General features: G+C 60.0%; 32 protein-coding genes and 2 pseudogenes. 15 read left to right on the top strand and 19 right to left on the bottom strand.

Going from position 1 to position 24,722, the window contains the following annotated elements:
• Positions 1-67: 67 nt before the first annotated feature.
• Together M9924_22020 and M9924_22015 are read left to right on the top strand one after the other, a co-directional pair.
• Positions 68-484 (top strand): annotated as a pseudogene (locus tag M9924_22020) (recombinase family protein).
• 198 nt (positions 485-682) lie between these two features.
• Positions 683-1,318: pseudogene (locus M9924_22015) on the top strand (HAD-IA family hydrolase).
• A gap of 55 nt (positions 1,319-1,373) precedes the next feature.
• Here the strand turns inward: M9924_22015 and M9924_22010 are convergent.
• The 3 genes from M9924_22010 to M9924_22000 are packed head-to-tail and all read right to left on the bottom strand — an operon-like array spanning position 1,374 to position 2,247.
• Positions 1,374-1,538: a hypothetical protein gene (locus M9924_22010; GenBank protein ID MCO5067046.1), complete on the bottom strand. Its 165-nt coding sequence runs from the start codon at positions 1,536-1,538 to the stop codon at positions 1,374-1,376.
• Complete coding sequence (locus M9924_22005; GenBank protein ID MCO5067045.1) at positions 1,535-1,786, bottom strand: type II toxin-antitoxin system VapB family antitoxin; 252 nt, start codon at positions 1,784-1,786, stop codon at positions 1,535-1,537. The genes M9924_22010 and M9924_22005 overlap by 4 nt, the downstream gene beginning before the upstream one ends.
• A 44-nt stretch (positions 1,787-1,830) precedes the next feature.
• The gene (locus tag M9924_22000; protein MCO5067044.1) at positions 1,831-2,247 is read right to left on the bottom strand and encodes a hypothetical protein; all 417 of its coding nucleotides are present in this window, start codon (positions 2,245-2,247) and stop codon (positions 1,831-1,833) included.
• 229 nt (positions 2,248-2,476) lie between these two features.
• On the opposite strand from M9924_22000, the gene M9924_21995 reads away from it, so the two are divergent.
• The gene (locus M9924_21995) at positions 2,477-2,812 is read left to right on the top strand and encodes a helix-turn-helix domain-containing protein (protein ID MCO5067043.1); all 336 of its coding nucleotides are present in this window, start codon (positions 2,477-2,479) and stop codon (positions 2,810-2,812) included.
• On the opposite strand, the gene M9924_21990 is transcribed toward M9924_21995, so the two are convergent.
• Genes M9924_21990 through M9924_21975 form a run of 4 tightly spaced genes read right to left on the bottom strand, consistent with a single transcriptional unit; the run spans position 2,809 to position 5,899 of the window.
• On the bottom strand, positions 2,809-4,065 hold the full coding sequence (locus tag M9924_21990) for an ATP-binding protein (protein ID MCO5067042.1): 1,257 nt from the start codon (positions 4,063-4,065) through the stop codon (positions 2,809-2,811). The two genes, M9924_21995 and M9924_21990, sit on opposite strands and share 4 nt — an antisense overlap.
• Positions 4,062-4,568, bottom strand: coding sequence for a hypothetical protein (locus tag M9924_21985; protein ID MCO5067041.1), 507 nt, complete (start codon positions 4,566-4,568; stop codon positions 4,062-4,064). The genes M9924_21990 and M9924_21985 overlap by 4 nt, the downstream gene beginning before the upstream one ends.
• Positions 4,569-4,603: 35 nt before the next feature.
• Complete coding sequence (locus M9924_21980) at positions 4,604-5,296, bottom strand: FkbM family methyltransferase (protein ID MCO5067040.1); 693 nt, start codon at positions 5,294-5,296, stop codon at positions 4,604-4,606.
• A complete protein-coding gene (locus M9924_21975) occupies positions 5,297-5,899 on the bottom strand; it encodes a response regulator (protein MCO5067039.1) in 603 nt (200 codons plus the stop codon).
• 44 nt (positions 5,900-5,943) lie between these two features.
• Between M9924_21975 and M9924_21970 the strand changes: the two genes are divergently transcribed.
• Positions 5,944-6,405 carry a hypothetical protein gene (locus M9924_21970; protein MCO5067038.1) on the top strand — a complete coding sequence of 154 codons (462 nt, stop codon included), beginning with the start codon at positions 5,944-5,946 and terminating at the stop codon, positions 6,403-6,405.
• Positions 6,406-6,428: 23 nt separating this feature from the next.
• Here the strand turns inward: M9924_21970 and M9924_21965 are convergent, their stop codons facing one another.
• The gene (locus tag M9924_21965; GenBank protein MCO5067037.1) at positions 6,429-7,799 is read right to left on the bottom strand and encodes a hypothetical protein; all 1,371 of its coding nucleotides are present in this window, start codon (positions 7,797-7,799) and stop codon (positions 6,429-6,431) included.
• 6 nt (positions 7,800-7,805) lie between these two features.
• Positions 7,806-9,005 carry a replication initiation protein RepC gene (gene repC, locus M9924_21960; GenBank protein ID MCO5067036.1) on the bottom strand — a complete coding sequence of 400 codons (1,200 nt, stop codon included), beginning with the start codon at positions 9,003-9,005 and terminating at the stop codon, positions 7,806-7,808.
• 560 nt (positions 9,006-9,565) lie between these two features.
• Between repC and M9924_21955 the strand changes: the two genes are divergently transcribed.
• Entirely contained in the window at positions 9,566-9,907 is a 342-nt protein-coding gene (locus M9924_21955; GenBank protein ID MCO5067035.1) for a helix-turn-helix domain-containing protein, read from the top strand.
• A 77-nt stretch (positions 9,908-9,984) separates the two neighbouring features.
• Here M9924_21955 and M9924_21950 read toward each other — a convergent pair whose 3' ends face one another.
• From M9924_21950 to M9924_21925, 6 genes are read right to left on the bottom strand one after another with little or no spacing between them, the layout of a single operon-like run.
• Entirely contained in the window at positions 9,985-10,590 is a 606-nt protein-coding gene (locus M9924_21950; protein MCO5067034.1) for a hypothetical protein, read from the bottom strand.
• Between the two features lie 19 nt (positions 10,591-10,609).
• Positions 10,610-10,996 carry a hypothetical protein gene (locus tag M9924_21945; GenBank protein MCO5067033.1) on the bottom strand — a complete coding sequence of 129 codons (387 nt, stop codon included), beginning with the start codon at positions 10,994-10,996 and terminating at the stop codon, positions 10,610-10,612.
• Positions 10,997-11,012: 16 nt separating this feature from the next.
• Positions 11,013-11,327, bottom strand: a complete 315-nt coding sequence (locus M9924_21940; protein ID MCO5067032.1) for a hypothetical protein — start codon at positions 11,325-11,327, stop codon at positions 11,013-11,015.
• 1 nt (position 11,328) lies between these two features.
• Complete coding sequence (locus M9924_21935) at positions 11,329-11,949, bottom strand: thermonuclease family protein (protein ID MCO5067031.1); 621 nt, start codon at positions 11,947-11,949, stop codon at positions 11,329-11,331.
• Positions 11,946-12,569, bottom strand: a complete 624-nt coding sequence (locus M9924_21930; protein ID MCO5067030.1) for a thermonuclease family protein — start codon at positions 12,567-12,569, stop codon at positions 11,946-11,948. The genes M9924_21935 and M9924_21930 overlap by 4 nt, the downstream gene beginning before the upstream one ends.
• Positions 12,570-12,586: 17 nt before the next feature.
• Positions 12,587-13,258 (bottom strand): thermonuclease family protein, encoded by a 672-nt coding sequence (locus M9924_21925; protein ID MCO5067029.1) that lies wholly within the window; start codon positions 13,256-13,258, stop codon positions 12,587-12,589.
• A gap of 130 nt (positions 13,259-13,388) precedes the next feature.
• Between M9924_21925 and M9924_21920 the strand changes: the two genes are divergently transcribed.
• Complete coding sequence (locus M9924_21920) at positions 13,389-13,847, top strand: hypothetical protein (protein ID MCO5067028.1); 459 nt, start codon at positions 13,389-13,391, stop codon at positions 13,845-13,847.
• Here the strand turns inward: M9924_21920 and M9924_21915 are convergent.
• From M9924_21915 to M9924_21905, 3 genes are all read right to left on the bottom strand, one after another.
• Positions 13,835-14,335 carry a hypothetical protein gene (locus M9924_21915; protein MCO5067027.1) on the bottom strand — a complete coding sequence of 167 codons (501 nt, stop codon included), beginning with the start codon at positions 14,333-14,335 and terminating at the stop codon, positions 13,835-13,837. The genes M9924_21920 and M9924_21915 overlap by 13 nt on opposite strands.
• The gene (locus M9924_21910) at positions 14,329-14,739 is read right to left on the bottom strand and encodes a thermonuclease family protein (GenBank protein ID MCO5067026.1); all 411 of its coding nucleotides are present in this window, start codon (positions 14,737-14,739) and stop codon (positions 14,329-14,331) included. Before M9924_21910 ends, M9924_21915 begins: the two co-directional genes overlap by 7 nt.
• 647 nt (positions 14,740-15,386) lie before the next feature.
• Positions 15,387-15,848, bottom strand: a complete 462-nt coding sequence (locus tag M9924_21905; protein MCO5067025.1) for a hypothetical protein — start codon at positions 15,846-15,848, stop codon at positions 15,387-15,389.
• A 482-nt stretch (positions 15,849-16,330) separates the two neighbouring features.
• Here M9924_21905 and M9924_21900 point away from each other — a divergent pair, with 482 nt between their 5' ends.
• From M9924_21900 to M9924_21885, 4 genes are all read left to right on the top strand, one after another.
• Positions 16,331-16,948 (top strand): hypothetical protein, encoded by a 618-nt coding sequence (locus M9924_21900; GenBank protein MCO5067024.1) that lies wholly within the window; start codon positions 16,331-16,333, stop codon positions 16,946-16,948.
• Between the two features lie 114 nt (positions 16,949-17,062).
• Positions 17,063-17,305 carry a hypothetical protein gene (locus tag M9924_21895; protein ID MCO5067023.1) on the top strand — a complete coding sequence of 81 codons (243 nt, stop codon included), beginning with the start codon at positions 17,063-17,065 and terminating at the stop codon, positions 17,303-17,305.
• A 7-nt stretch (positions 17,306-17,312) separates the two neighbouring features.
• A complete protein-coding gene (locus tag M9924_21890; GenBank protein ID MCO5067022.1) occupies positions 17,313-18,098 on the top strand; it encodes a hypothetical protein in 786 nt (261 codons plus the stop codon).
• Positions 18,099-18,551, top strand: coding sequence for a hypothetical protein (locus M9924_21885; protein MCO5067021.1), 453 nt, complete (start codon positions 18,099-18,101; stop codon positions 18,549-18,551). It begins immediately after the preceding gene.
• 31 nt (positions 18,552-18,582) lie between these two features.
• Here M9924_21885 and M9924_21880 read toward each other — a convergent pair whose 3' ends face one another.
• Entirely contained in the window at positions 18,583-18,975 is a 393-nt protein-coding gene (locus M9924_21880; protein MCO5067020.1) for a lysozyme inhibitor LprI family protein, read from the bottom strand.
• A 533-nt stretch (positions 18,976-19,508) separates the two neighbouring features.
• Here M9924_21880 and M9924_21875 point away from each other — a divergent pair.
• From M9924_21875 to M9924_21855, 5 genes are all read left to right on the top strand, one after another.
• Positions 19,509-20,342: a transglycosylase SLT domain-containing protein gene (locus tag M9924_21875; protein ID MCO5067019.1), complete on the top strand. Its 834-nt coding sequence runs from the start codon at positions 19,509-19,511 to the stop codon at positions 20,340-20,342.
• A gap of 122 nt (positions 20,343-20,464) precedes the next feature.
• Entirely contained in the window at positions 20,465-20,713 is a 249-nt protein-coding gene (locus tag M9924_21870; GenBank protein ID MCO5067018.1) for a TrbC/VirB2 family protein, read from the top strand.
• A 15-nt stretch (positions 20,714-20,728) separates the two neighbouring features.
• Entirely contained in the window at positions 20,729-21,040 is a 312-nt protein-coding gene (locus M9924_21865) for a VirB3 family type IV secretion system protein (protein ID MCO5067017.1), read from the top strand.
• On the top strand, positions 21,037-23,526 hold the full coding sequence (locus tag M9924_21860) for a VirB4 family type IV secretion/conjugal transfer ATPase (protein ID MCO5067016.1): 2,490 nt from the start codon (positions 21,037-21,039) through the stop codon (positions 23,524-23,526). The genes M9924_21865 and M9924_21860 overlap by 4 nt, the downstream gene beginning before the upstream one ends.
• Positions 23,527-23,554: 28 nt before the next feature.
• Entirely contained in the window at positions 23,555-24,706 is a 1,152-nt protein-coding gene (locus M9924_21855; protein MCO5067015.1) for a lytic transglycosylase domain-containing protein, read from the top strand.
• Positions 24,707-24,722: the final 16 nt, after the last annotated feature.

Below are 24,722 nucleotides of genomic sequence, written 5' to 3'. Positions count from 1 at the left end.
CCCGCAAAGTATGTGAGCACCGCACGTCGCGTGATCATGCCTGCCTCGCCACTTCGCGCTCTAGCGTCGCGACCTTCGCCACCTCGTCAATCTAGTCGACGATTTGACGAAGCGGAACATTGGACTGAAAGTGTTGGCTGGCGAAGGCGCGTCGATCGACACCTCGACCGCCAATGGGCGGCTCGTGTTCGGGATATTCGCCGCGCTCGCAGAGTTCGAACGGGCATTGATCATCGAGCGGACGAAAGCAGGGTTGGCGGCAGCCCGCGCGCGTGGCCGAAACGGCGGAGCACCATTTAAGATGACGCCGGCCAAACTGCGGCTCGCCCAAGCAGCGATGGGGAAGCCCGAGACGAAAGTAGCCGATCTCTGCGAAGAACTCGGCATTGCCAGGCAAACCCTTTATCGTTTTGTCGGGCCAAAAGGTGAGTTGCGAGCAGATGGAGAAAAGCTACTCGAACGACGCAAGGCCACAAAGATATGAATTTTCGGTCGTGCGCCATCGCCCCAACATTCCCCTGGGGCCTGCTGGGATTGCACTGCACCGGCGTACACATTTTTGAATTCATTTGCCTAAAGAGGAGCCTGTCCTGTGACCGACCTTGCCGTCTTTTACGGGACGACCATCGCTTTCGACCTTGACGGAACTCTCGTCGAATCGGCCCCTGACCTGATCGGGGCAGTGAACGCAGTTCTAATTGCGGAGGGCTTCAATCCCCTGACCTATGACCAGAGCCGACCCTTCATCAGCCGCGGAGCGCGATGGCTATTGCAGTGGGGACTTGAGATCGCCGGAGAGCAAGAACCAGCTGCCCGCACCGCGGCCCTTTTCGGTCGTTTCATCAGCTACTACAGTGCCCATATCGCGGATGAGAGCCTGCCGTTTCCGGGTGTCATCGACGCCCTAAGAATTCTCAAGGCGGCAGGTGCCAAGCTGGTGGTCTGCACGAACTAGCCTACAGATCTATCGCGTAGTCTACTGACCAAACTAGACATGATGGGACTATTTGACGGTGTGGTAGGCATTGACGCCGTCACAGCGCCCAAGCCTAACGCCGCGCACCTGATCGAAGCCGTAGACGCCGTGGGCGGCGATCTGGCCCGCACTGTCATGGTTGGTGACGCTGATACCGACGCCGGAGCCGCGAGAGCCGCAGGAACGGCGTTGATCCTGGTCAACTTCGGTTATACCGAGATCCCAGCGGCCGAACTTGCGCCCGACATTCTGCTACATCATTTCGACGATTTGGTGGATGCCTGTGCCGCCCTGCTCGATGGGTTGCGTCCTGTCAATCTGCCTTGCGAAAGCACCTCATAAAGGCCGGTTCCGCACCCAATCCGCAGACTACCGTATATCTATGCCCCTTTAATGTTCAGAGGCCAGATACGCCTTCATGCAGCCCGTGACGGCCTCGAAGCGCACCATCGGGGTGACCTAGAGCATTGCCTTGGCTTCCCTGGAGCTGTTTTTCGAATTCTTCGTAACCAGGTTCTTCAAGGAGGATGGCGCAGAAGACGGAGGCGTCAACGAGGCTCATGCGCCATGCTCCCACAGATCGTCCATGATCTTTTTCATGTCGAGGTCGCGGGGCGGCGGCCCGAGTTCGTTTCGCAATTCCTTGCGGATCGCCGCAAACTTCTGGCGCAGAGGCACCTCGGCTTCACCTCTCTCCTGTTCGTGTCGCAAAGCTGTCCTGACCGCATCTGTCTTCGTGCGTGCGCCGAGTTGCACGCGCACTTGTTCAGCCAGTTCGTCGACGGTAGAAACCTTGATGTCGAGCGGCATTGGCCATCCTTCTTTTCATATCCGTATATTCTATAAGGATATCCTCAAAAGGCAAAGACGCGATACAGGTGCTGGTTGGCGCGGTGGTATGCGAGCGCGATGGCGCAGATCTCGAGTACGGTCGCCGGCGTGGCTTTATTGGAGCGCCGCTTGAAGTCATCGAACAGATCCTCGTTCGTCGTGGAAACGTGTATCCGACCGACGAGCCAGGATATCTCGCTCACCGGGATTACCGGGTCGGGCGTGAATTCCTCGACATTGAGGGTGCCGCCGCGGATGCTGGCATGTCGGGAGGCTTCCATGGCGTGTCCGCTCTCGGTGAATAGGGCGAGCGGCAGCTTCTGATTGGCGGCGAAGCCGTCGGGCACGAAGACGTTCTCGCCGTTCGGAGCGACGTAGAGCAGCCGATCGTCATGGACGCGGCCGTCATTGTAGAATTCTTTTGCGCAATAGAGGGTCATGGCGCGGGCCTTTCAGGATCAGGCGCCGGCCTGGAAGAGCCTCTCTCTTTCCTCAAGGGCCGGTCGCTGGACCGGCCTGCCTCTGTCTCTGATGGTGTTGGGAACACCCGGAGGTTGGTGCGAATCGGATGAAAGACCCTATTTTCGCCAAAGGAATCTGCACGCAAGGCACTTACATCGAAGATCGGTTCGAGTCATAACGCGTTTGGGCTTGAAAGGGTGATTTGGAATGCCGCGACATCGAAGTGATGGCAAGCACAAGGCAGATTTTGCAGCAGACTGGAATGACGATGAGCGGCTGCACAAGCGCTTGAGCAAGGCACTCATTCATATTCGGGATTTGAACGGCCTGATGAACAAGGAGTTGGCCGTGCGGCTTAAAGTGACGGAAGGGTATATGTCTCAGGTCCTGCATGGCCGGCGCGACGTGCGCTTATCGATGTTGAACCGAATGTCGAAAGAGTTCGGGATCGAGGCGTACGAATTGCTCGAAGACAAATGGGGAGAGGGAGAACCGCGGAGGCGACGCGCTAAATCCTCGCGAAAGCGAGGGGAAGCGGCCTAGAACCGCGCGGTTTCTACAGGAAGCCGCATGTGAACGGTTGTTCCTTTCTGAATGGCGGAGTGTAGGCGGAGCTTGCCTCTTAGCGTTTCGACGATTTCCGTGCAGCTGGTCAGGCCGAGCCCCATATGGCGGCCGGACTTGGTCGAAAAGTATGGGGTCCGGGCTTTGCTTAAAATCTCAGGCGACATGCCGCGGCCGTTGTCGGTCACTTCGAGATTGAGTTCAGACCCCCGCCATAATCGAGCGGGTTTGACGTCCCCTCGGATCGTGATCGAGCCGTTTGCAACGCCGTTGACGGCGGTGCGGGCGTTCGACACGAGTTCGCTCAAGAGCAGGATAAAGAGCCTGGATGGTATCGGCAGATCGCGGGCGGCGGGGCTCACGTCGATGATGAGACCGTCGGCGTCGTTCTGTCTAAGCTGCAACAGAATGTCGCCAAGGGGTTTCGTCTGATTGTCGCGCCTGGCCGCCGTGATGGCGAGGAGCGTATCGTTGATCGTTTCGAGTTCTGTTGCTGTCCGATGAGCGGCCTCGACGAGCGTTGGAGAGGGCTTCCGCGATCCAAGCGATTCGGTGAAGAGACGCAAGGCGCTGACACGCGTATGGGTCATATGCTGATAGAGGACAGCGAGCGACCGCATTTGCTTGTTATGGCGATCCTTGAGCACGTAACGCTGATGCAGCGCCAGGGCGCAGATCGCGACCAGGGCAAGGGCAATGCCGAAGTAGTACCAATTCCGAGTAGCTGCGATATCGATCAGGGTCTGTTGCTGCAGGGTCGAGCTGTGATTGACCGTCGAGCTGGATATCTCGATCATTTGTTTTTCCAGAGCCTGCATGGTCGCAAGGGCATTCGGAAAGTTCTTCCGAGCTGTAAGCGTAGGGGCAACTTCGGCATTGATCCTTGAATTCAGCTCCTTCAGCATCTGCCGCTCTCGTGTCGGCATGAAGGTTTCGACGTAGGGCAGCGCCAACAGCTGCTTCACATTGACGTCGATCAATTGAATTTGGCGGTGAATGTCGGGGTCCAGAATGCCGGCCTTGTCGGCCACTTGCAGGTAGCCTGAGACACGGATGAGCCGCTCGCGGACCTGGGCGACGCGCCACTGGATTTCATAGGTCTCGCTGAGAATTTCTTCCGATTTCAGGCGGTACTGATCCGCGCGGAAGTAGGACCATGCTCCAAGGCTGAGAGCGACGATAAGGCCGAGATACGGGACAAGCATCAACGGCGAGAGTCGGGGGAGGCTCATTGTGGCGATGGCCGAGCGGCAACGGGAAAGAAGACCCAGATCGAGTTTCTGGCCGGGACATAGGAGGAGGGGAGTTTGTCGAGCGGCCACACGATAAAGTGCGGGCCTTTCTCATCGAGGTCGATCGCCCTGAATTGCTGACCTGCCTGACATTTGCCCTTGGTGACGTCCGCTCTTGTGCAGCTGCGTTCGAGTGCCAGGATCGGCCCATATGACCGTATTTCGTCGAGCGTGATATCCGAAATGAAATCGTCGTAGGCGACGATCTGGACCGATGAGAGCGTGTCCAGGCCGCCGCTATGAAGAAGGTCGAGAAGCGGCGGGCCGCGCCATTGGATTTTCGCACCGTCGGTGCTCCAGGGCGTTGTTGTGGTGATCGTCACAGTCTTGAACTCGGTGCGGAGCTGGTTCGACGAGAATAGTTTGACGGTTTTTCCGCTGGCGTCTTCGATTGCAAACGACTCCGGGTCGACGCTTGCACCCTGGGCGGATGTTGCGACCATGATCGATATGCCGATTGCCGCAAATGCAGATGCCTTCATTCGAGGTCGTCTCCTGCCTGATATGTGCGTGGACGGTAGTCTTTGGAAAACAGCACGCACGGGCCGCTGGATCCGCGAGGATCATAGGCAAAGCCCTTTGCGGTCATGCTATGCATGATGTCGCGGACCCCTTCGAGACCGTAGAGGTGATCGTGCAGCTCCAGCAGGATACGCTCGACGCCATTCAATTTGGCGTCTCGGAGCAGCTCGCGCTCGGCGCCCTCGATATCCATGACCAGGACATTGATCTCGTGGGCGTCGATCTCCCGATCGATATCGCGCGATTGAAGGGTGATGACGGATTCGTATGGTCCCTGCTCCGCGATCAGGGACGACATCCACAGATCGCGGCGGACGTAAAAGTCGTAGCTGCGTGGAGCGCCAGCGGTCAGCAGGCCAGCTTCGATCCGGATGTTGTCGACATCGTTGGAGGCGATGATGCGTTTTGCGAGGTCAACGGTAGCTGGATTGGCCTCGTAAGCCCGCACGGTTGCGTCTGTGAGGGAGGCGATGACACTGGTGACGATACCAAGGCCGGCGCCGAGCTCCAGCACGCGGTCGGTGACTAGAATGGACCGCCTGATGGCTTTCACTTCCTTCGCCTCATAGCGGCCGGACACGAGCTCGTCCCAGATGACCGGGGAAACGTCATCTCGGCTTAGCGGAAGATGGATGTCGTGTACGACCAATTATATGTCTCCAAGAGGGTGTCCGCGCATTCGCAGTTTGCGAATGGCGCTTTTGAAATACTGCTCGGCGGTCGAGGGCTCGATCTTGTATATTTCGGCCGCAAGTTGGTAGACGTCTTTTCGTTTCTGGCCTTTTGGGCGTTCCATCATCAATTCCATCACCTGACGTTCCCGCCGCGTGAGATCCGTGAGGCTGAATTGCCGAGGTCGCGAAGAAGTATCGGCCAACTCCTCGGCCAACTGTACGGTGAAGTTGCCGGGAGTGGCCTTGGCCAGCTGAGCCAGGAGTCGTGTGCGCGACAGGCCTCTCTTTGCCAGATAGCCGTTGATGCCGAGCTTCAGCATTGCCCCTGCCTCCGTCTTGCTGTCAGTGCTGGTCAAGACGATGTGTTTGGCCCCATGTGATGCCTTGACGATCCGCGAGACGACGTGAAGCCGGTCTTCCTCGACGTCGACCCTGAATCCCGGCAGACCGGGATCGATGATCACCAGATCGAATGAATTGCTGCCGATGGTCGAGAGCGCCTCTTCCAGCGTTTGCGCCCCTTCCACGTAACAGCCGTCATAATGCTCGGCCAGGATGTCGATGACCATCAGCCGCATAAGGTCTTCATCTTCGATGACGAGAGCGCGATCCATCCTCCACCATGCAAATAGCACTGCGGTGTAAGCGCCCCGATCTGAAAAATAGCCAGACTGGAGGAGAGGGGCAAGTCCGGGGAAAATTAGGAGGGAAAACGCCCCTTTCCTTTTTTGCAACTTTTCGTAGTAGTTCGCTCATGCGGCTCGAACTTGTAAGCACGAATTCGGCGGAAGATGTGGGCGATGGTCTTGATGCGGTCATAGCTGCGCATCGCCGCAAAGTGCGCGATCTGGTGAGTTTCGCGCGCGATTGCGATCAGAACCGCAAAGCCGACCGCTTTTCCGCCCTGCGGATGGAACGGCTTTCAAAAGATGAGCAGCTTGCACTGACAGTTGTTGCGGAGGCGGTTGTATCATCCGCTGCCGAGCGTCGGGCAAAGGCGATGTATCTGGCGGAACTGCTCCATGCAGATGCGGAGTGCATGAGACCGGAGGATCTCGTAGCGGCTTTTCGAACGCTGGCCTGAGCCATTTTTTAGGGCAGTCAGACTTACTCATTGAACAGGCGAAGCCGACGGAAAGCAGCGTGCTCGAGCACCCAGTGCTGCAGATCAGCGCCGAGCGCCTGGGCGTTTCTCCGGCCCATGTCGTCCGGCGTGATTTCATAGAGTGGCCCGATTTCCTCCATGCGCGGCAGCGTTTTTGCCTTGGCTTCGAGGTATTGGTCGGTATCCATGCCCATGGCTTCGATGACCAGGCGAACCGGAGGATGGTAGCCATAGGCCGTTTCAAGGATAAAATCCGGGCGGCAGAGACCTTTCGGCGTCGAGATGGCAAAGAGCGGCTTGGTGATGGTGATGCGAAGTCGCGGGGCGGCCTCGAAAAGGGACTTCTGAAGCCAGATCAGCAGATCGGTGACATCGCGCTCGAACCCGGATTCGACCGGAAACAGCGTATCGCCGTTGAAGACGGGCTGTGCATAGGATTGCACTGCGCGCAGTTCACCGTCGTCCTCGTCGCCGAAATCGGTGTTGGCTATCACAAGATAGGGACCGCGGCGTCGGGGATCACCGCGCAGTGGCTGGCGCACGCGCGAATGAAGCTCGATCGGTTCCGAGATGGCGGCTGGGCGGATGAGCTTTTCGGTCACGCTGGGAGCAAACAGGATCATGAAACCGGTGCGGCGCTGGTTGGGCGCCCAATCATTGCGCGACTTGCGCAACAAGCGCTGGAACCGGGAACTCTTGTCTCTGTAATCGCCTGCCCAGGTGGTCGACAAGGCGCTGAAGCGCCAGGTGCGCGTGACACGCCAATTGACGCCGGCGTTGTGGAGCGCGGCGAGTTGGTCCTTCAGACGGTAAGGGGAGGGTTGGTCCTGAAGCGCCTTGAGCACATTGACGGCGGCGGCATCCATGAGCCGCCAAAGCACGATAGCGAGCTTCGAGGGACGGTCGTTACGTTCACGGTCCCGGTCGGGAGGGGTGCGGTTCGGGTCGGCGAGCCGGGACGGAATGGCCGGCAATGCGTCGATATAGGCCGTGTCGCGATGGCGCACGGGTCGCAGATTGAAGGCGCGATCATGTGCCGGTGGCTCGAAGTCGCGGTCGACGTGGAACGGGCAATTATCAGCATGGTTCGGTCGATCGACGCGCGCATGGGGATCGCCGTCGGCGGGCGTGAGCCGCCGCAAAGTAAACGTCCGCTCTTGCTGTTGCGGCGCGAGGAGGGGTTTGAAGTCGCCTGCGATGCAATCGCACTCGATCCAGCCATCCTTGGTTTTGGCGCGGCGAATGACGGCGAGCGCAATGGCGTCCTGCTCGGCGGATGAGGAATGGCCGTACCAGGATCGAAGCGCCTCGGCTTCACCGGCCGTGATCTGGTCGACGTGGTAAGCTGGGGTGCCGCGAAGAACGATGCGCATGACGGCTCAGTTCAAATGACGCGAGAAGATCTTGCGGGCCTGGGATTGCAGTTGCCGGCGCAGATTGAGGCTGCCGGCGGCATAGCGATCGCACAGGTTTCGGAAGAGCCCGCCGGCGGATCGGGTGATCTCGCCGTCGGCTTGGCGCTGCAGGACGTGCGCGAGCAGGACCGCCGCCGGCGCGCGGCCGATCGTTTCGCAGGTTTCGGCCCAGAATTCTTGTTTGATGCCGGCGCCTGGGCGCATTTTCGCGGCGGCATCGACCAGATCGTGCATCGTGCGCAGCCTTCCAAAATGATACTCGCGTAAAATCGGGCAGGCGTCCAGCACAAGCGCGACCTCGATGACCGGCGCACTTTTCATTCCCGGCTTGCGGCCGGAGGCCGCTCCACTTTTTTGACAGGATTGTGGATGGAATGCTTGGTTGTCTATGTGGCTGCCGTCCAAATTGTCAGGCGCGGCCGTCACATTTTCAGAGCATGAAGCATCGTCGTCATGCTCGTCTCTGGCGGCATCGACGCGATCATCGAGCATTTGCAGTTCCGCCAGCAGCTGCCCCAGGACGGCAAGGTCGGCGTGGATGTGGCGGCGCGGCCGTCTTGCCAGATCTCCGTACCGATTGATGATCTGATCGAGGTGAGTGGCCAGATCCGGCCAGTCAGGGGCATCGGGGTGATCGTCGGTCGCGGCCATGAGCTTCTGCTTGATGGCGGTGCGGGTGGCAACGATCAGGGAGACAAGCTCGTGGCGCTGCTGGCGCTCGGCCGACATGCGTGCGGCCAGAGCCTGCAACTCGGCGTAGCGAACCGCTATAGGCGCGAGATTGAAGCCGTAGGCGGTGCCGTCGCTTGCGCGATAGCGCTTTCGGGTGGCGCTGTCGTTCATGGCGACCAGGCCGGCGTCGATAAGGCTGTTGGTGGCGCGTGCGAGGGTGCGTTCGCTCATGCACAGCCGGGCGCAGATGATGCGGTTTGACGGGTAGGCGACCGGCGGATGTGCCGGATCGGACCAGTCCTTGTCGCTTGTGACGCGCAGCAGGAAGTCGAGGAGCTGGCGCGCGCTGGCATTCAGGTTGAACGTCGGGATCACGTCGTCCCAGATCGCCCAGATTTCGGCTTTCGTTCGAATATGCTCGCCGCCGTACTGGCGCGCGACTTCGGCCGCTTGATCGTGGGCGGCTGTGGCTGGTCTTAGGCCAAGATACATCGTTGTCCCCTTTCCTTGCGGTGCGGGAACGCAGGCAAAAAAAACCCGTGGCGCCTGAAGCGCAGCTATTGATTCTTTGGAAGAGATTTCGTAGGATGGACCCAAGATTTTTTCAGAGCTCGCAATTCTGAAAATATGGGTTCGGGTTGCCACCCTACGAAAAGCTCCCAAAAAGAAGGTCCGGCAATGCCGGGCTTTTTTTTTGCGCTCTCGTCTGTCTCCATGAATGTGTTGTTGTCGAACCAGCGTTGTATACGCTGAGTTGCGACCGTACGTGATTCACCCCGGTGCTGTCCATAACGGATTACACTATGGTAGAATTATGGGATAGTGTGTTAGGATCCGGCGGAATCAGGCATGGCGATTAAGCCGGCTTAGCAAGGCCGCGTCACAAATTCATCTGAACGGTTGATGGAACTGAACCTAATGATATCCGAAGATGATGATGGCCGGGGCTATCTTTCGCCGGGTTTCGGAGTCATACATTTTGCGGCGGATGGGCACGAAAGCGAAGGATCGTGATGCCGCGTCATCGGGGAGAGGGTGGACGGAAGGCAGGTTTGGGCAAGGTAGCGGACGACGAGAAATTGCATCGACGGTTGAGCAAGGTGCTCAGCAGGATTCGCGATGAGCAAGGGCTTCTCAACAAGGATATGGCGGAGCGCCTTCAGGTGACGGAAGGCTATATGTCCCAGGTTTTGCGGGGCCGGCGGGACGTTCGATTGTCAATGCTCAATCGCATGTCCAAGGAATTCGGGATTGCCGCATCGGACCTGATCAAGAACGAGGATGGGGACGATGATGACAATGGGGGCGGCAGCGACGGACCCGCGCGCGAACGCAAGAAGCGCTCGAAGCCGCCTGAGCCCACGTCGGGGACGGAGGCGGTAGCCAGCTGGTAAGGTCCGGGAGATCGGTTCTCGAAATTGAAAATGCCCGCCGAAATGGCGGGCATTTGCGTGATGGGCGATGGAAAGTCTCAGTGCCTCAGATTGAAGAAGAAGCGCTGGACCTTGCCGGTGTCCTTGTTGCGGATATCGAAGTACCAGGGATCGGGGCGCCTCGGGCGCGGGATGTCGAGATAGGTGTTCGTCCGATATCCGCGGCCATCATCGAAGACACGATCGATGTGCGCTTGAATGGGCTTGCCGTCAATCTGGACGGTTGCCGTGATGATACTGCCGCCATCGCCGCCGCCGTAGCGCTGTCGGTTGTAGCTGACCGATTGGGGCAGTTGGCTGGCGTCGATACGGCAACGAGCGGCCTCGCGGAATTGGCCGGGCCGGTCGCCCGGCGCTGAATAGGGGCTCCAGCCTTGCGGGCAATCCTCATATTGGGCATAACCCGGCTTGCCGGTGCCTGCCTCTGGACAGGAGGGCCAATAGCCGGGGTGGACCTTGCGGATCGCCAGCAGTTTCAGCACGGGCGGCACGCAGTAGGGCACGCCTTGCCAGGAAGGGTTCTGGGAAGCGACGCATAGCAGGATCTTGCAGCCGAAAGAGGCGTCCTGGGCCTTGGCGCCGTGGGCCGTGAGGCTGATGACGGCTCCCGCGATAGCCGGAAGCAGGTATCGTAAGGGCTTCATGGGGTCTCTCCTTGTTGCATCAATTCTGCGCTGTCCAAACGCCGTCGATTTTAACGAAGTGAAAAACCTTGCGGAAAGTGAGGTTTTGGTCGTCCGAGACCGTGAGCGAACAGGTGACGGCACCGGGGGCAAGGCTGTCCTTTTGGCACTGGTCGATGTTGGCCTTCGTTAAGCTACTACCGGACATCATGCGTTTGCGAACGGCGGCGAGCGCTTCCTCGTTAGAGGGGGCTTCCACCTTGGCGGCCGCCTCGTAGTCGTCGACCTTCTTCTGCAGCGTTGCGATCTGGCCGGTGAGATCGGCAAGCTTGTTCGCCTGGATCGAGTTTGTGTAGGCGTAGCTGCCGGCCGCGCCGACGATCAGCGATACGAGTCCGGTAAGGCTGAGAGTAACTGTCTGGTTCATTGGGACTATTGCCTCATTAAAAGTCGGTGATGCCGATTCGGCGCAGGACCTTTCGCGGATCGGTCTCGCAATCATGTTTCCAGTCCGGGTGCTTGACGCAGGCATCGGCATAGTAACTAAGGGCAACCATGGGGAGATTTGATATTTCCATGCCCTTGGCCACCCACTCCTGGACGTCAGGAGGCTGGCACCCCATGCCGCCGGCGCCGCATTGATCGGGATCGAATTTTTGGGTTGGAGCAGGCTGCTGCTGCGCAGTCTGCGACGATGCCGGCGATACGAATGGCGTGCCGGCTATGGTGATCATGAGGGCGAAGAGCAGCTTTCTCATCTTAGCCTCGTGGTGAATTGTCGGCCTGCCCTGGAGCGGGAGGTGGAAGGGGAAGGCCAGGTTCCGGCGTGTCCGTCGGCGTCGAGCCCGCCAGGGGAACAGCCGGTTTATCGGGTTTGTAGTTCCATGGCGGGGCGAGTTTCGGATCGGACCAGATGCCGAAGCCGAGGCCGCGCGCGCGTCGCTCGATATCGAAATAGGCCGGAACCTGCGGTTCGCCAGGATAATTGAACGCGTATCCGATCCCTTCGGCGATCGCGGTCGCTGCCAGATTGGTCTCTTCGACGAAACAGTGGGCGAGAATGGTGCCGTTGGAGTCGGTCGTGACCGGGGCGCAATTGACGTCATGTTTCAGGGTTCGCAGGATCAGCCAGTCGCGCGCCACCTGTCCGGCGGGCCATTCGACGCTGTCCGTCGTGGCGACCTGATCGAGGCGAGGCGCAAGATAGCCGGCGAAGCGCACGAGCTTCTTCGGTTTGACGAACTCGACCGTGGATCCGTCGAGCACTTGCACGCGTCCGTAAATTTGCCTTGGCAGCGTCGCGTCGGCCGAGCTCTGCGCGCTGGCCGGCAGCGTGGCCGCGAGCAAGAAGACGAACGAGATGGCTTTGACGTGGGTCATTGTTGACTGGCGGCGTTTTGCGAGGATTGCTGTTTGTTACGGCCGATCAGGATGGACACCGGATGCGGCAGATCGGAATAGGCCCAGAGACCTTCTCGCGCCTCACGCGCGCCTTGCTCGACCACGCGATAACCGGGAACGATGAGCTGGCCGGTCGCGTTGGTGGCGGCAAAGCCCCATCCTTGCGCGATCATGTAGGTGGCGAGGTCGTAACCCGTTTTCCCCGTCGTTGTCTGACAGACAACGAGAAGATTGTTGGAGTCGAGCTCCCGGATCGTGGTGCAGACCGGCTTGCTGTCGCGGATAATGGCCTGAGCCATGATCAGGTTGAGCTCGCCGCAATCGCGCTTGACGCCGGCAGCGATCGTCACCGAGGTGCCGCGCAGGCAGGCCTGCAGGCCGTAGAGACGATAGCGCTTGCCATCGGCGATCCAGCTGTCGCCGGTTTCGAATTGAGCCGTCGCCGGGAAGGGCACGAACTTGCTGGCGTTCCTGGGGGCCTGGCTGCTCTCGGCCTGCGCTTGTACAGGGATGACCTTGGCCCTGGGAGGTTCGTCAATGTTCGGCAGCCCGACCGCGTAGAGGTAGGCGAGGGAACCAGCGACGGTGACGATCAGCATGATTAAGGCAACTCGCATCAATTCATCTGGTTTAGTCGGAACCGCTCGCCATAGGGGTGAGGGAACGAGGGGTTTGCCCAAATGCCAACGCGGGCCTTGGCGGCGGCGGCTTCGGCCGCCGCGTATTCAGGAAAGAGTGCCGTGCCGTTCGGTGTGCGGGCGGCAAAAGCCAGGCCGCGCCGGATGAGATATTCGGACAGCGATTGAGCCTTGTCGTCGGCGCCGATGAAGAAGCATTCCGCGAAATGAACCGCCGGCGTTCCGGTGTTCATGCCAAGAAAATGGCACGGGAAGGCACCCCCTGCGGGGGCCGCCGCCGTTTGCAGGGCGGCATTGAGGCCGGCGAGGGAAATCATGGTACAGGATGATTTCATATCGCCGAACTGGAGCTGTTTAGTGGACTGGCAACCCTGGACGCCGGCCAGCTTGATGACGGTGTTGTCTTCCTCGGCGAATGCGTTGCCGGTCAATGCGGCCTCGGGAATGACGGTTTCGAGCTTGAGGCCTGTTGCCAGGCTGGTCGGATCCAGCGGCCGCTGCGGTCCGGGTATCAGGTCGCGACCGTTAGCGTAGGCATTCTGGTAATATTCGACGAATTTGGCAGGGCTCGGCGCCGTCGGTTTCTGGGCAGCGACGGGCGCGGCCGAGGCCGCGAGGACAGCAATGCAAGTCGGCACGATCGCGCGCATTTTGAGTTCGGTCCTTTTGAAACCGATGAGAAAATGCTATAAATGAAAATTACACGACAGTGCAAGCGCGTTTAAATGGCGCGGCTGCAATTGGTGCGCAAAACACGGCCGAATTGAAGAGGCGGCACAGATGATCACGGCCATCAAATACACGTACCGTACGATCAAATTCACGGCGCTGGCGTTCTGGATGCTTGCCGGCCTCGTCATGCTTCTCGCCTGGGTGGGCTTCGTCGGGTGGCTGCTTTTGTGGGCTGCATCGAGCGCTTACGGCTGGGAGTGGGGACAGTCCATTGCTGTTGGCTTTTATAAAATCCTCCTGGGAAGCTTCTGGCTGAAGCTGCTCCTCGTCTTCGCGATCCCGTCGTTCTTCGGTTTGTTCCAGGGAGAGGAATCGATCCCGCGCACCGTACCGGAGCTGGAGAAGGCACTTAAAAGAGCGCGCCATGCAGAAGCGCTAAAAGCGCTAGAAGAAAAGCGCAAAAAAGAAGAAGAGTGGCAAATGGCCGCCATCCACGGCGCCATCGGCGCGCGCAATATGGAAGAAGACAAACGCGCGCATGAACAGTCGTTGAACTATCGCTGGTAGAAGCGCTGTCTGGCGACATAAAAGCCGAGCAGGGCGGCGCCGGCGGATAGCGCCAGGCTGGCAAGCGTCAGCCGGTAGCTCCAGAACAACAGGGTTTGGCCGATCGGATCCTCGACGCGCGGGATCAGCCAGCGCAGCAATAGCACGACGATTGTGAACCCGATGGAGGTGAACGCGGCAAGCGCCGCGTTCGCTTCCGCCTGCCGGCGTGTCTGTTCCTTCCAGGTCCTGACGCGCCTGAGCGGCTTCGGCACGAAATGCAGGAGCGTGTCGTAGGCCAGGATTGCGACCGGATAGATGGCCAGGAGGAGGAGCGGACCGCCGATCCCGAGCCACAGGAGACGGACGGGTTCCAGGAGGGTCTCGCGTGTCGGGAGAATCCAGTAGACGGCGCGGATGAACAGGCCGGCCGAGAAGAGGAAGCCGAACAGGCGCCCGAAGAAGCCGATCGCTGACGGCGGGTCGGCTGACCGTCCGTTGTTCAGCACCACGGCGCCCGGCCGTGGCCATAGGATCGGGCAAGTCTGGCGTCCATGAGGGCCGACCCGACGTCGCCCATTCGGGTTTCGACTTTCACGAGCGTGCGTCCGTAGCGATCGCGGCCGAAGGCCGTCATGGAGACGATGCCCGATTCAAGCAGTCTCTGCAGCATGTAAGTCGCGGCGACGCCGGTCTGATATTCCTGCTGGCAGTTTGCGCCGCCGGCGATCTCGGGGGCGTCGATGTCTTTCAGCCGATATTTTTGGCCGCCCCGCCAGAACGTGTCGCCATCCACGACGCACTGCGTCCGCTTGCCGTAGGAGCAGATCGGGAACGCGCCCGATTGCGCCAGTGCCGGCGTTATCGGGCTGAGGAGGGAAAGGGCGGCAAGGATGAGGGCGAGGAGGCGCATGTGACGAGAGTGTAATCGGCCGGAATCGCCAATGCAATGTTGGCGGGTCTCGGCCTGGCGCGGCGGGTCCGGGATTGCGCTGCGGTCTCCGCCCCGGCCTGCCGGACCTTCCGTTTCCGGGAAACCTGAAGGATGCCGTGGACGGCGTGGATTAATTGAAGCGCTCACGAACGGGAATGTAGCATTGGGCACGATTGTCGGCGTTCCAGTAAGGTGGACGCCAAGTGTCCTCGGCCTGTGGGCTTGCTGGATCGATGCCGGTGGCGCAGTCCCGTTATTGGCGGGATCGACAACATGACCGGTCGGCTGGTGTGGATGGTGGCGAATCGGGCAGCCCCGATCGCGGGGTCGGAAAATACATGATGGCGAGTTCACGCTTGGAGCAGACAGGGCAGTGCCCCGTTTCGTGGGGATCGATAACCTTTGGCGACGGAGCCTGGCGGTGTGGTTGCTGTGCAGTCCCCCGCTTCGCGCGGGATCGGAAATGGCGAGACCTAAATCGAGTACACGCTGGCGAGAGCAGTCCCCATGTGGGGATCGACAATGAGTTGTGGAGGGTATCGACAGAGCAGTCCCGGCGGGCAACCCGCCGGGATCTTCGTTCATGCGCTTTGATGCCGGTGAGCAGGCAGCGGGGCCGGTGGCGGCTAGGAGGCCGCCACGGTCAGGGTGGAGCGTTCCAGGGCGAGATCGAAGCCGGCTGGGGAGCCGTCGCGCATCCTGGGGATGATGACGGGCCGGTAGCCTGTGATACGGGCGGCGAGATCCTGGGCGGCGATCGTCGGGGTGAGGCCGAAGGGCGTTGCGTTGGCGTCCTCGGGTGATTTGCCGTCATCGGCGAAGATGACGGCGCGGCCGGCGAGGAAAGGCAGCTTGTCGATCTGGAACAGGCCGGAGGTGTAGCCTTCGAAGCAATGGGCGTCATGCCAGACTAGATGGGCGGCGCCGTCGAGTTCGACGGGCAGGACGTCGAGGCCTTTGGCGTTGAGGCGGAGGAGCATCTGGCTTCTGGTATCGTGTCCGAAGCGGTCTGCGGGATCGTGGATGGTCACATAGGACAGCACGCCGGCGGTCGGATCGATAAGGTATCCGGTTGTCTGGTTTGGCATATTGGTCTCCGGAATTGCCAATAGGGGTGAAGGCGGGCTCACGCCCGGCCTTCTCCTTGCCGGCAGAAGGGGGGATGGCTGAAAGGGTCAGCGCGGGTGCGCGGGTGCGCATGGCGGTTGCATCGCAGATGCGACCGAGCTGCTGCATCCCGCGCGCCAAGGTGGCGCTTTGCGACGGAAAGGGGGGCTTGCCCCCCTTAGGGTCGCGTCTTTCGACGGACCTTTACGCATTTGCCGGTTAGATTCGGCTGGGCCTGGCGCGAAGGGTGGCGCATGAGCGCTGGCCTCGGCGTCGCAAGAGCGATTGTAGCCCGCAGGGCCGAGACCCGCTTGCGGGGCTCGGGGAGCTTGGCGATCGCGCCCGCGCAGCGGGTGCGGGAGCCTTAGCGGAGGTAAGCGCGGTCGCAAAGCGACTTGCACAGTAGTGTAATTTTCTGGAAGAATTGCCGGGACGGCCAGCGGTGGAGATCCGGCCTCGAAAATTGACTATTGATTCGGTGATCGCCGGGCAAACAACCCAACCGACGAAATACAACCAACGCCAGAAAACGAAAGAACATGAAATGCTGAATACGGCGATAAATCAAGTGCTTCTGGCGGAAGACAATCTCGTTACCTTAGAAAGAACGTCGCATGCGATACGGACTTATTTGTCCGAAAGGAAACTTGAAGTGGCGGCGATGGACGAGGCGCGGATAGTTCGTCTGGCCTACGAAAATATAGTCATGCTTGGCTTGATAGGAGCCTCCTACGAACAAATTTTCGATGCCGTCCGGCAGGAGATTGAATCGGAGACACACCAAGCAATACATGCGGTTACGGGAACAGCCTTGATGATGAACGACACGTCGTTGCGCATGAGAAGCAAGCGTTTCTGGTGGCAGACCGAGCAGCGGCGCAAGTCAGTTATCGTAGTGCTCTTTGTGCTCTTAGCGATCGTGGGGGCGCTCGTGACATGGCAGATTTCAGGTCTTTTGTCCGATGATGGGGACGGGGGAGAGGTCACGGTAGAAGACTTCGTGCCGCCTCCCTTAATCTTGAATCCTGGGAGGCAGGAGAACTTAACGGAGCGGTCATCGCCGGCAGAGACGGACATATAGAAGCGAGCGCGGCCGTCAGGCCGCGCTTGGGGACGCATTCTGCTTGCTTCACTGGAATTGCGGTCGAACGGATTATACGCTAGTGACATCAAGAACGCAGATGCGAGGTCGACATTGGCGGATAGCGAGGACCCGGCAGCGCCCGGCGATGAAGGGAAGGGCTATACGATCCAGGCGAAAGGGGTGAACGAAGACGTCCTTCAACTGGCGACGGCGTGGTTGAATGCGAGCGAAGGCGATGCGCTGAGGGCGTTGGTCAACCTGGCGGCCCGGACCGTGCAGATCGGGTCGGTTATGTCGAGCGGGATGGCAAGAGGGGCGTTGAGTGTCTGGCCGGACGAATCTGAAGCCAAGTGAGAGGACAGTGTCGGCCGCTAGCGCGGTGTGGTCGATGGACTGGTATCTCGTACCGTTTCAGCACGATTGTCAGCATTGCGGGGCGCAGGCGGATGGATACGGGCTGGTGCTCGGCCCGAACACGCAGATCTCGGAGGGGATCGCGGCCGAGCATTGGAAGATCGAGCGGCTCGGAACCTATGGCGTGGTGCGCGGCTGGAAGAATGCGAGTTGGCGGGGATGCGAATTCGTCTCGAACATGAGCGAAGGCAGGCTGCGGTTCAGCGAGGGTGAGCTGCGGATCGTGTGTGAGCATTGCGGCGGGGAAACAGGGCTTGAGACTGTTGCGTCGGCGGTGATGGAGAATTTCGTGCAATGGGGATCGTTGCGATCGATGCGCAATGAAAGACGCATGATCGTCTCCAGGGAAGCTGACGTCGCGCAGTTTCATGATGGGACGGTCATTGATTTCGATGAGGCGATAGGGCCGTCCTTCGCCGTGGTGGCCCGCGGAAGCTGCAGCAGGGAAGACGGTGTTGAGGGCCATATGGATATCCTGCTCGATCTGGCTGCGGGGCTTTACGCCTGGTCGGCCCGGTTCGGGGCGCAGAGGTCGGAAAAGAATTGGTCGGCACTGTCGGCTGTGTCGGGCAGAGAAATCGCAACCATGCTGGAGCAACTGGAAGAGGTGGGGATTGGCCTGGCGTCGTTGAGTTGCGTCGATGAAGAAGGGCCGGTCTGCCTGTTCGCATTCAAGCAGATCATCGATGGATTGATGGATGATGGCTACGAGTGGGCCGAAAGGGAGAATTAGATGAAAGTTCCGGTCATAGCGGCGATAGCGATGGGGATGTTTGTGGCCGGATGTGCGTCTCGGGTCCCGCTTGCCTATTACGTCCCGCCACCATGGTCGGGGCTGAAGCTTACAAGATGCAAGGCGTATGGGACGTTTTCGGAATGCCAGCTGGTGCAAACGTCGTCAGCTTATGGGCCGTATCGGCTGGGGCCTGTGCAGCAGAAGAACCGTCAATTTCAGACCCTGAGCGATGATTATCAGTATCAGATCATGGGTTGCCACGAACTCCGACGGGTGAACCGGCCGTTGCCGAACTATCTGTGCCGGATCGTCAGGTATCGGACGGGAGCGGATGCCGGGTCGGTCTTCGTCAAGGGGGGCACGGCGGTCAATCTGGCCAAGTATCTCGGTGTCCGGGAGCAGTTGCGTTATCGGTGGAAGCGCGATCCCTGGGAACGCAAGAACCCGTAGGAAGGAAGCCGTCGCTCTGTAGCGCGGTTGTTTAACGCTGTTGATCGACGCGCTTTTCCAGTTCCAGCGTGCGTTGGCTGATATCGGAGAGTTCGAAGTCTTGAGAAACGATGAAAGCCACCGAGCCGTTATCGGGATCGGCGGCGAGCCTGTGCGTTTCGTTGAGATGGTGCTTGAGCCACACGCGCTGTTCACGTCGCAACCTGTCATGTTCGGCGTGGCTGCCGTGGTGCATCAGCGTTTGATAGGCCGCGTTGAGGCGTTTGTCCCATTTGTCGATTTCGATCTTGCCGCATTTCAGCATCTCGGTCGAAACACCGCCCGAGCGATCCACACATGCCTTCATTTCTGCAACAGATTGCGCGGAAGCAGCCTGGACCATCGGCAGGAGGATGAGACTGGTGGCAAAAAGCGTCCTGAACATGCGTGGTTGTCCATAAGCCCCGGACGTGTCCCCGATCCTTGGAAAGGTGCTTGCCGGGCCGCCAGAAGTATCGGCCGACATCCGATCTTCCCTGCGGCAGGCAAAGAGGAAAAGCGGGCGCCGTCTTGCGACGGCATTGCCTGAGATCGCCTACCCGCCAACGGGCCCGAAGGTCCGCCGCACGAACTGAATGACACAAAATGGTGATTTCCGCCACTGACCAAATATTACAGCACAAGACGTCGATGCTGAGCAGTGGCACGACGCAGCGCATGACAGGAAATTACACCAAGGGCGAATTTTTGGGCTTGACCGCAGCGAATTAGATTCTACTAGAGTGTAAGTAGAGCGTCTAAAAGCGTTCAGGGTCAGATATGCCGTTTTTATCAAGGAGAGGGGCGCGACTTTGGAGCGTCTATGGCCTGGGTGCCGCCGCACTGTTGTGCGCGGCAACGCCTCTCCATGCCTTTGGCGAGGAGCCTGATTCGGCACGTTTCGGCACTGTGATGCCGTTGAGCGATCAGGCGTTTGCCATGCGCGCCGGGGGCGGGAAAGCGGCGTCGAGGACGGCGGCGTCCGCTTTCTCCTCGTTGAGCCGGGCGAAATCCGTCCGGGCCAGCGCCAATGTTTTTGCCTATCGGGATGAGCCGATAAAGGTTATGCCGCCGCGTGATCTGACGACAGGAAGTGCGTCGGGCGATGCCGGCCGGATGATGTCGTCAGGGATTGGCGACGCGGATTCGAAGGTGCGGCCGGACCTGCTGGCCGGGATGCCCGACGATGTTGCGCGGTTGATCGTCGAGGCGGCGCGCGAAGAAGGCGTCGATCCGAATCTGATGCTGTCGATCGCCAGGGCCGAGAATGGTGCTTTCGATCCTGAGGCGGTCAGCGGGGCAGGGGCGGTCGGGATCATGCAGATGTTGCCCGATACGGGGGCGGCGTTTGGTGCGAAGGACCTGACCGATCCGGCGCAGAATGTTCGGGCGTCGGCGAAGTTCCTGAAAGTGCTGGTCGAAAAATACGCAAATCCGGTTCTTGTGGCGGCCGCTTATAACGCCGGTGAGCCGAAAGTGGATGTGCGCACGTCGATGCCGCTGATCAGAGAAACGGCTGATTACGTGACGCGTGTGGTGGGACTTTACACGCACGCTTACACACCCGGCGACATCGAGGCAGTCGGCAGAGCGCGTGAAGGATCGCGATCCAGCGGGAAGGCCAAATTGGCGAGGCGACGCGGCTCCAGCCCCGCGCGATCGTCGATGCTGGTGTTTTCCGCATCCAAGCCGGATTTCGAGAGAGCATCAACATTTGAGAAGGCACGGGATCCGAACGGGCCTGTGAAAGTGAGAAAGGAAGGCAGCCTATGAACAGCTTGATGACGTTTTGCGGCGGATTGAAGGATGCCGCCAGGAAGGGGTGGAACTCCCCGTGCGGCAAGAAGGTGGTCGTACATTCCACAATGGCAACAATGTGCGCGGGGATCCTGTTCATGTCGGCGATCGAACCGGCAGCGGCGCAAAACCTGCAGGCCCTGGAGAATGCGGCCAACCGCATCGTCCAGTTCTTCACGGGTCCGTTCGGTCGCTCGATCGGCGCCATCGCCTTTATCGGCATGTTTCTGGCCGCTGCTTTCGGCTACTGGAGCTGGGGGGCGCTTTTGCGGGTTGGCGGTTCGCTCGCCGGCATGTTCGCGGCGGCCGAGCTTGTCGACTTCCTGGCGCAGGGCTCCGGGGGATAAGGGGCCGGTATCGTCATGGCGAGCAGCGACGAAGACGAGATCGTGGAAACCTATCCGGTCATCCTGGCGATGACGCGGCCGCCGACGGTCATGGGCATCCCGTACACGTTCTTTCTGGCGGAATGCTTCACGTCTCTGATGCTGTTTCTGGCGCTGGGGTCCATCTTGTGGTTCCCGGTCGCCTTCATCGTCCAGCATTCGATCTTGTACGTGGTGAGCACCAAGGTCGATCTGTGGTTCTTCGACATCCTGCAGAAACTTTCCGCATGTGGGGTCAATCCGCTCGGACGGCGGATTGGCGGCCGGATCAGGACATACGGTAAATGACGACGGTAGCGAGTGCATTGCGGGCGAACCTCAGTCGAGGATGGGAGATCTTCGCCGACAAGGGGATCTCGACGCATGTGCCGTACTTCGCGCCGATCGAGAACGGCATCATCCGGTTAAAGAACGACTGTCTTGTCACGACGGTGCGTCTCAACGGGTTTTCGTTCGAGACGGCGGATATCGACTACGTCAATCTGTTGCAGCGGCAGCGTAACACGGCGTTTCGGGCGATCTCGAGCCTCGGCAGCTTCGCCATTTACACGCATGTCGTGCGTCACAAGGTGAAGCCGTCGCTGCCGGGCAACTTTGCCGATCCCTTCATGGCGCGCATGGACGAAGTCTATCAGGCGAGCATCTCCAATAACGAGATGTTCGTGAACGACACCTATGTGTCGCTGGTGGCGCGGCCGGTCTTCAAGAAGGGCTCTGTCTTGAGCCGTATAGCGGGCGTCGGCGGTAATGTGGTGGCGCGGGAGCAGCTGCGCCACATGCGCGATAAGCTGCTCGAAGCGACGCGCGCTCTGGAAAAAAGCCTCGATCCATACGGCCCGCAGGTCCTGCGCGATGTCAAGCGCGTCGAGGTGGCAATGCCGGATGGCCGGCGGATCTATCGCGACGTCAGCGAGGATATGGTTCTGGAGCCGGATGCGCGGATCGTCTGGTTTTCCGAGCAGTGCGAGTTTTTCTACACGCTTCTCAATGCCGGTAAAGTTCGGCCGATGCTGTTGAGCAACATGCCCATCGACGAGATGGTGCCGTCGCGTCGGACCACATTCGGCAATCGTACGATTCATCTGGAGGGCGACACGCGGGGCGAGGATCGCTATGCCGCGATGATCTCGCTGAAGGAGTATCCGCCGGAGACGGGCGCCGGGATGCTCGACTATGTGCTCAAGCAGCCGTTCGAGATGGTGGTCACTCAATCTCTGTCATTCGTCGACGATCAGGGCGCCCGCTACAAGATCGACCGCCTGGATCGGCAATTGTCGAAGTCCGATGAAGGCGGGTCGTCGATCCAGAGCGATCTCGATTTCGCGCGCGACCAGCTGGCGCGAAAGAATGTGGCGTTCGCCGAGCATCATCTGACGGTGATGCCGATCGCCAGGAGCATGGATGCTCTGGATGAGGCGGTGGCCGTGATCGGCTCGGAGTTCGGTGCCCTCGGCGCCAGCTATGTGCGCGAGGACCTCAATTGCGAGCCGTGCTATTGGGCGCAGTTGCCCGGCAACCAGGCCTATATCGCCAGGCGGGCGACGATCTCGACGTTGAATTTTGCCGGCCTGTCGTCGTTCCATGCCTATCCCTATGGCAAGCCGGACGGCAATCATTGGGGGCCAGCGATCACCATTTTCGAGACGACGTCGGGAACGCCGTTCTTCTTCAATTTTCACCAGAGCGATGTCGGGCACACGACGGTGTTCGGTCCAACCGGCTCGGGCAAGACGGTGCTGATGTCGTTCCTGATCAACCAGGCCTACCGCGTCAATCCGGACCTGAAGGCGGTGATTTTCGACAAGGACCGGGGCCTGGACATCATGGTGCGCGCCGCAGGCGGCTCGTACATGACGCTCGAGCCGGGCGAGCCATCGGGCTGGAACCCCCTGATGATGGAGAACACGGAAGAAAACCGTGTGTTTCTCTATCGCCTTATCAGCTTCATGCTGAAGCCGAACCGCGAGGGGGAATCGCTGACCCCGCAGGAGGAGCAGATCATCCGCTCCGCAATCAAGCAGATCATGTCGTCGGAAGACACGAAGTTTCGGCGTATGTCGGCATTGCGCTCTCTGCTTGCGGGATCGCAGCGGACCGAGTCCGGCCTGATGGCGCGGCTCGATAAGTGGGTCGAGGACGGGCAGTACGCCTGGCTGTTCGACAATGCCGAGGATCGCCTCGACATTTCCAGGCCGATGGTCGGCTTCGACATGACGTCGATACTGGAGGACCCGCAGGCGCGGACGGCCGCGCTTCTTTATATGTTTCACCGGCTCGACAAGATCTACGACGGCAAGACGCCGGTCATCAATCTGATGGACGAAGCGTGGAAGCTCCTCGACGACGATGAGTTCAAGCGCTCGATGAAGGACTATTTCAAGACCATTCGTAAGCGCAACGGGATGATCATTTTCGGCACGCAGTCGCCTGACGATGTGGTGAAGTCGAGCGTGTCGCGCACCATCATCGAGCAGACCTCGACGAATATTTTCTTTCCGTTTCCTAAGGCGGACGAGGACAGTCTCAAGAAGCCGTTCGGGCTGTCGGACGCCGAATTCACCTGGGTCAAGGAGGGTGATCCGGCGGAGCGCTTCGTGTTGATCAAGCACGCGCGCGACAGCGTCGTTGCTCGCGTCGACATGAGCCACATGATGGATTTCGTGAAGGTGCTGTCCGGGCGTGAGGACACGGTGCGCCAGGTCGAGATGCTGCGCGAGGAATATGGCGAGGATCCGCGCGGCTGGTTGGACAAATTCTGCGACTGGAAGGGGTGAGACGATGCTGCGACCGATAGTGTTGAAGATGCTGGCCACGGCGTTGATTGCGGGTGCGATGCTGCCGTCGTCGACATCGTTTGCCCAGGTGCCGGTGATCGACGCGGCACGGTTGACGATTCAGAAGACGACGCAGCAATGGTACGACAAGTACCAGAAGAACCAGCGGACCACGCGCGGCAATTCGGGTGACACGACGAACAGCTATGCGCCGGGGCAGGGCGTTGGCGGGATGGACTGCTCGTCATTCGGCGACGGCAATGGATGGGGCGGCCAGGTTGCGCCGAACAATCCGCGCAATGCGAGCCAGGAGCAGATTCGGCAAATGGTCGCGGAAGAGGCTCGGCGCCAGGGCGTCGATCCGAATTTCGCGATGGCGATCGCCGAGCAGGAAACCGGGTTCCAACAGGGGTTGGTGTCGAAAGCGGGGGCGATCGGCGTGATGCAGCTGATGCCCGACACAGCCGCGGGTCTTGGCGTCAATCCCTACGATCTACGCAGCAACATCCGTGGCGGCGTGGCGTATCTGAAGAAGATCCAGGGCATGTATCCCGGCCGGTACGATTTGATTGCTGCCGGCTATAATGCGGGTCCGCATAGGCAGTCCTTGCGCAATGGCAAGGTGCCGGCGATCCATGAGACGCAGAACTACGTGAAAGCGGTGAGCAAGTTTTATAATCGCAACAAGAAACAATATGGCGATCAAAGACCGATGGGAGCGCCGGTGCCTCAGACGGTATCGGCCCCGGCCGGGTGCGGCGAGGCGATCAAGGAGGCGGTGGACCGCAACACCGAGGCGCAGCTTCAGCGGGCGCAGACATGGAACAGCCTGGTCGGCAAGGCGCTGGAGGCGAACCAGCTCAAGCAGCAGTCGATGCTGCGTGACCTTGCTGCGACCTCGGCGTTCGTTAAAGGGTCCGGCGGCGCTCAGAACGGCAATTTCGGCGACGGCTCGGGCGAGATCAAGCTTGCCGCGATCGCCTGCCCCAGGACGGTGGTGAACACGGGATCGACGCGTTGCTATGCGGTTCCGCCGCAGATGACGACGTCGGATATCCGCCGTCTGCTGCAATATTTGCAGGAGCAGGCGCGTACCCAGGGGCTTACGGCGACCTTCGCGGCGATGGAGGACAATGAGGTTGGGCTGGTGGCGATCGTCGATAGCCGGCAGGCGCAATGATCGATCTGAAGGGAAA

Source organism: Rhizobiaceae bacterium (genome assembly GCA_023953835.1).
In the GTDB taxonomy this organism is placed as follows: Bacteria; Pseudomonadota; Alphaproteobacteria; order Rhizobiales; family Rhizobiaceae; genus Mesorhizobium_G.
Note: the sequence above shows the minus strand (reverse complement) of the source record. Positions and strands in the feature narration are given on the sequence as shown.

Excerpts from the sequence above, each read along its gene's own strand:
- M9924_22010 (MCO5067046.1), bottom strand. The coding sequence starts at position 1,538 with ATGAGCCTCGTTGACGCCTCCGTCTTCTGCGCCATCCTCCTTGAAGAA.
- M9924_22005 (MCO5067045.1), bottom strand. The coding sequence starts at position 1,786 with ATGCCGCTCGACATCAAGGTTTCTACCGTCGACGAACTGGCTGAACAA.
- M9924_22000 (MCO5067044.1), bottom strand. The coding sequence starts at position 2,247 with ATGACCCTCTATTGCGCAAAAGAATTCTACAATGACGGCCGCGTCCAT.
- M9924_21995 (MCO5067043.1), top strand. The coding sequence starts at position 2,477 with ATGCCGCGACATCGAAGTGATGGCAAGCACAAGGCAGATTTTGCAGCA.
- M9924_21990 (MCO5067042.1), bottom strand. The coding sequence starts at position 4,065 with ATGAGCCTCCCCCGACTCTCGCCGTTGATGCTTGTCCCGTATCTCGGC.
- M9924_21985 (MCO5067041.1), bottom strand. The coding sequence starts at position 4,568 with ATGGTCGCAACATCCGCCCAGGGTGCAAGCGTCGACCCGGAGTCGTTT.
- M9924_21975 (MCO5067039.1), bottom strand. The coding sequence starts at position 5,899 with ATGCGGCTGATGGTCATCGACATCCTGGCCGAGCATTATGACGGCTGT.
- M9924_21970 (MCO5067038.1), top strand. The coding sequence starts at position 5,944 with ATGCAAATAGCACTGCGGTGTAAGCGCCCCGATCTGAAAAATAGCCAG.
- M9924_21965 (MCO5067037.1), bottom strand. The coding sequence starts at position 7,799 with ATGCGCATCGTTCTTCGCGGCACCCCAGCTTACCACGTCGACCAGATC.
- repC (MCO5067036.1), bottom strand. The coding sequence starts at position 9,005 with ATGTATCTTGGCCTAAGACCAGCCACAGCCGCCCACGATCAAGCGGCC.
- M9924_21950 (MCO5067034.1), bottom strand. The coding sequence starts at position 10,590 with ATGAAGCCCTTACGATACCTGCTTCCGGCTATCGCGGGAGCCGTCATC.
- M9924_21945 (MCO5067033.1), bottom strand. The coding sequence starts at position 10,996 with ATGAACCAGACAGTTACTCTCAGCCTTACCGGACTCGTATCGCTGATC.
- M9924_21940 (MCO5067032.1), bottom strand. The coding sequence starts at position 11,327 with ATGAGAAAGCTGCTCTTCGCCCTCATGATCACCATAGCCGGCACGCCA.
- M9924_21935 (MCO5067031.1), bottom strand. The coding sequence starts at position 11,949 with ATGACCCACGTCAAAGCCATCTCGTTCGTCTTCTTGCTCGCGGCCACG.
- M9924_21930 (MCO5067030.1), bottom strand. The coding sequence starts at position 12,569 with ATGCTGATCGTCACCGTCGCTGGTTCCCTCGCCTACCTCTACGCGGTC.
- M9924_21925 (MCO5067029.1), bottom strand. The coding sequence starts at position 13,258 with ATGCGCGCGATCGTGCCGACTTGCATTGCTGTCCTCGCGGCCTCGGCC.
- M9924_21920 (MCO5067028.1), top strand. The coding sequence starts at position 13,389 with ATGATCACGGCCATCAAATACACGTACCGTACGATCAAATTCACGGCG.
- M9924_21910 (MCO5067026.1), bottom strand. The coding sequence starts at position 14,739 with ATGCGCCTCCTCGCCCTCATCCTTGCCGCCCTTTCCCTCCTCAGCCCG.
- M9924_21905 (MCO5067025.1), bottom strand. The coding sequence starts at position 15,848 with ATGCCAAACCAGACAACCGGATACCTTATCGATCCGACCGCCGGCGTG.
- M9924_21885 (MCO5067021.1), top strand. The coding sequence starts at position 18,099 with ATGAAAGTTCCGGTCATAGCGGCGATAGCGATGGGGATGTTTGTGGCC.
- M9924_21880 (MCO5067020.1), bottom strand. The coding sequence starts at position 18,975 with ATGTTCAGGACGCTTTTTGCCACCAGTCTCATCCTCCTGCCGATGGTC.
- M9924_21875 (MCO5067019.1), top strand. The coding sequence starts at position 19,509 with ATGCGCGCCGGGGGCGGGAAAGCGGCGTCGAGGACGGCGGCGTCCGCT.
- M9924_21870 (MCO5067018.1), top strand. The coding sequence starts at position 20,465 with ATGTCGGCGATCGAACCGGCAGCGGCGCAAAACCTGCAGGCCCTGGAG.
- M9924_21865 (MCO5067017.1), top strand. The coding sequence starts at position 20,729 with ATGGCGAGCAGCGACGAAGACGAGATCGTGGAAACCTATCCGGTCATC.
- M9924_21860 (MCO5067016.1), top strand. The coding sequence starts at position 21,037 with ATGACGACGGTAGCGAGTGCATTGCGGGCGAACCTCAGTCGAGGATGG.
- M9924_21855 (MCO5067015.1), top strand. The coding sequence starts at position 23,555 with ATGCTGGCCACGGCGTTGATTGCGGGTGCGATGCTGCCGTCGTCGACA.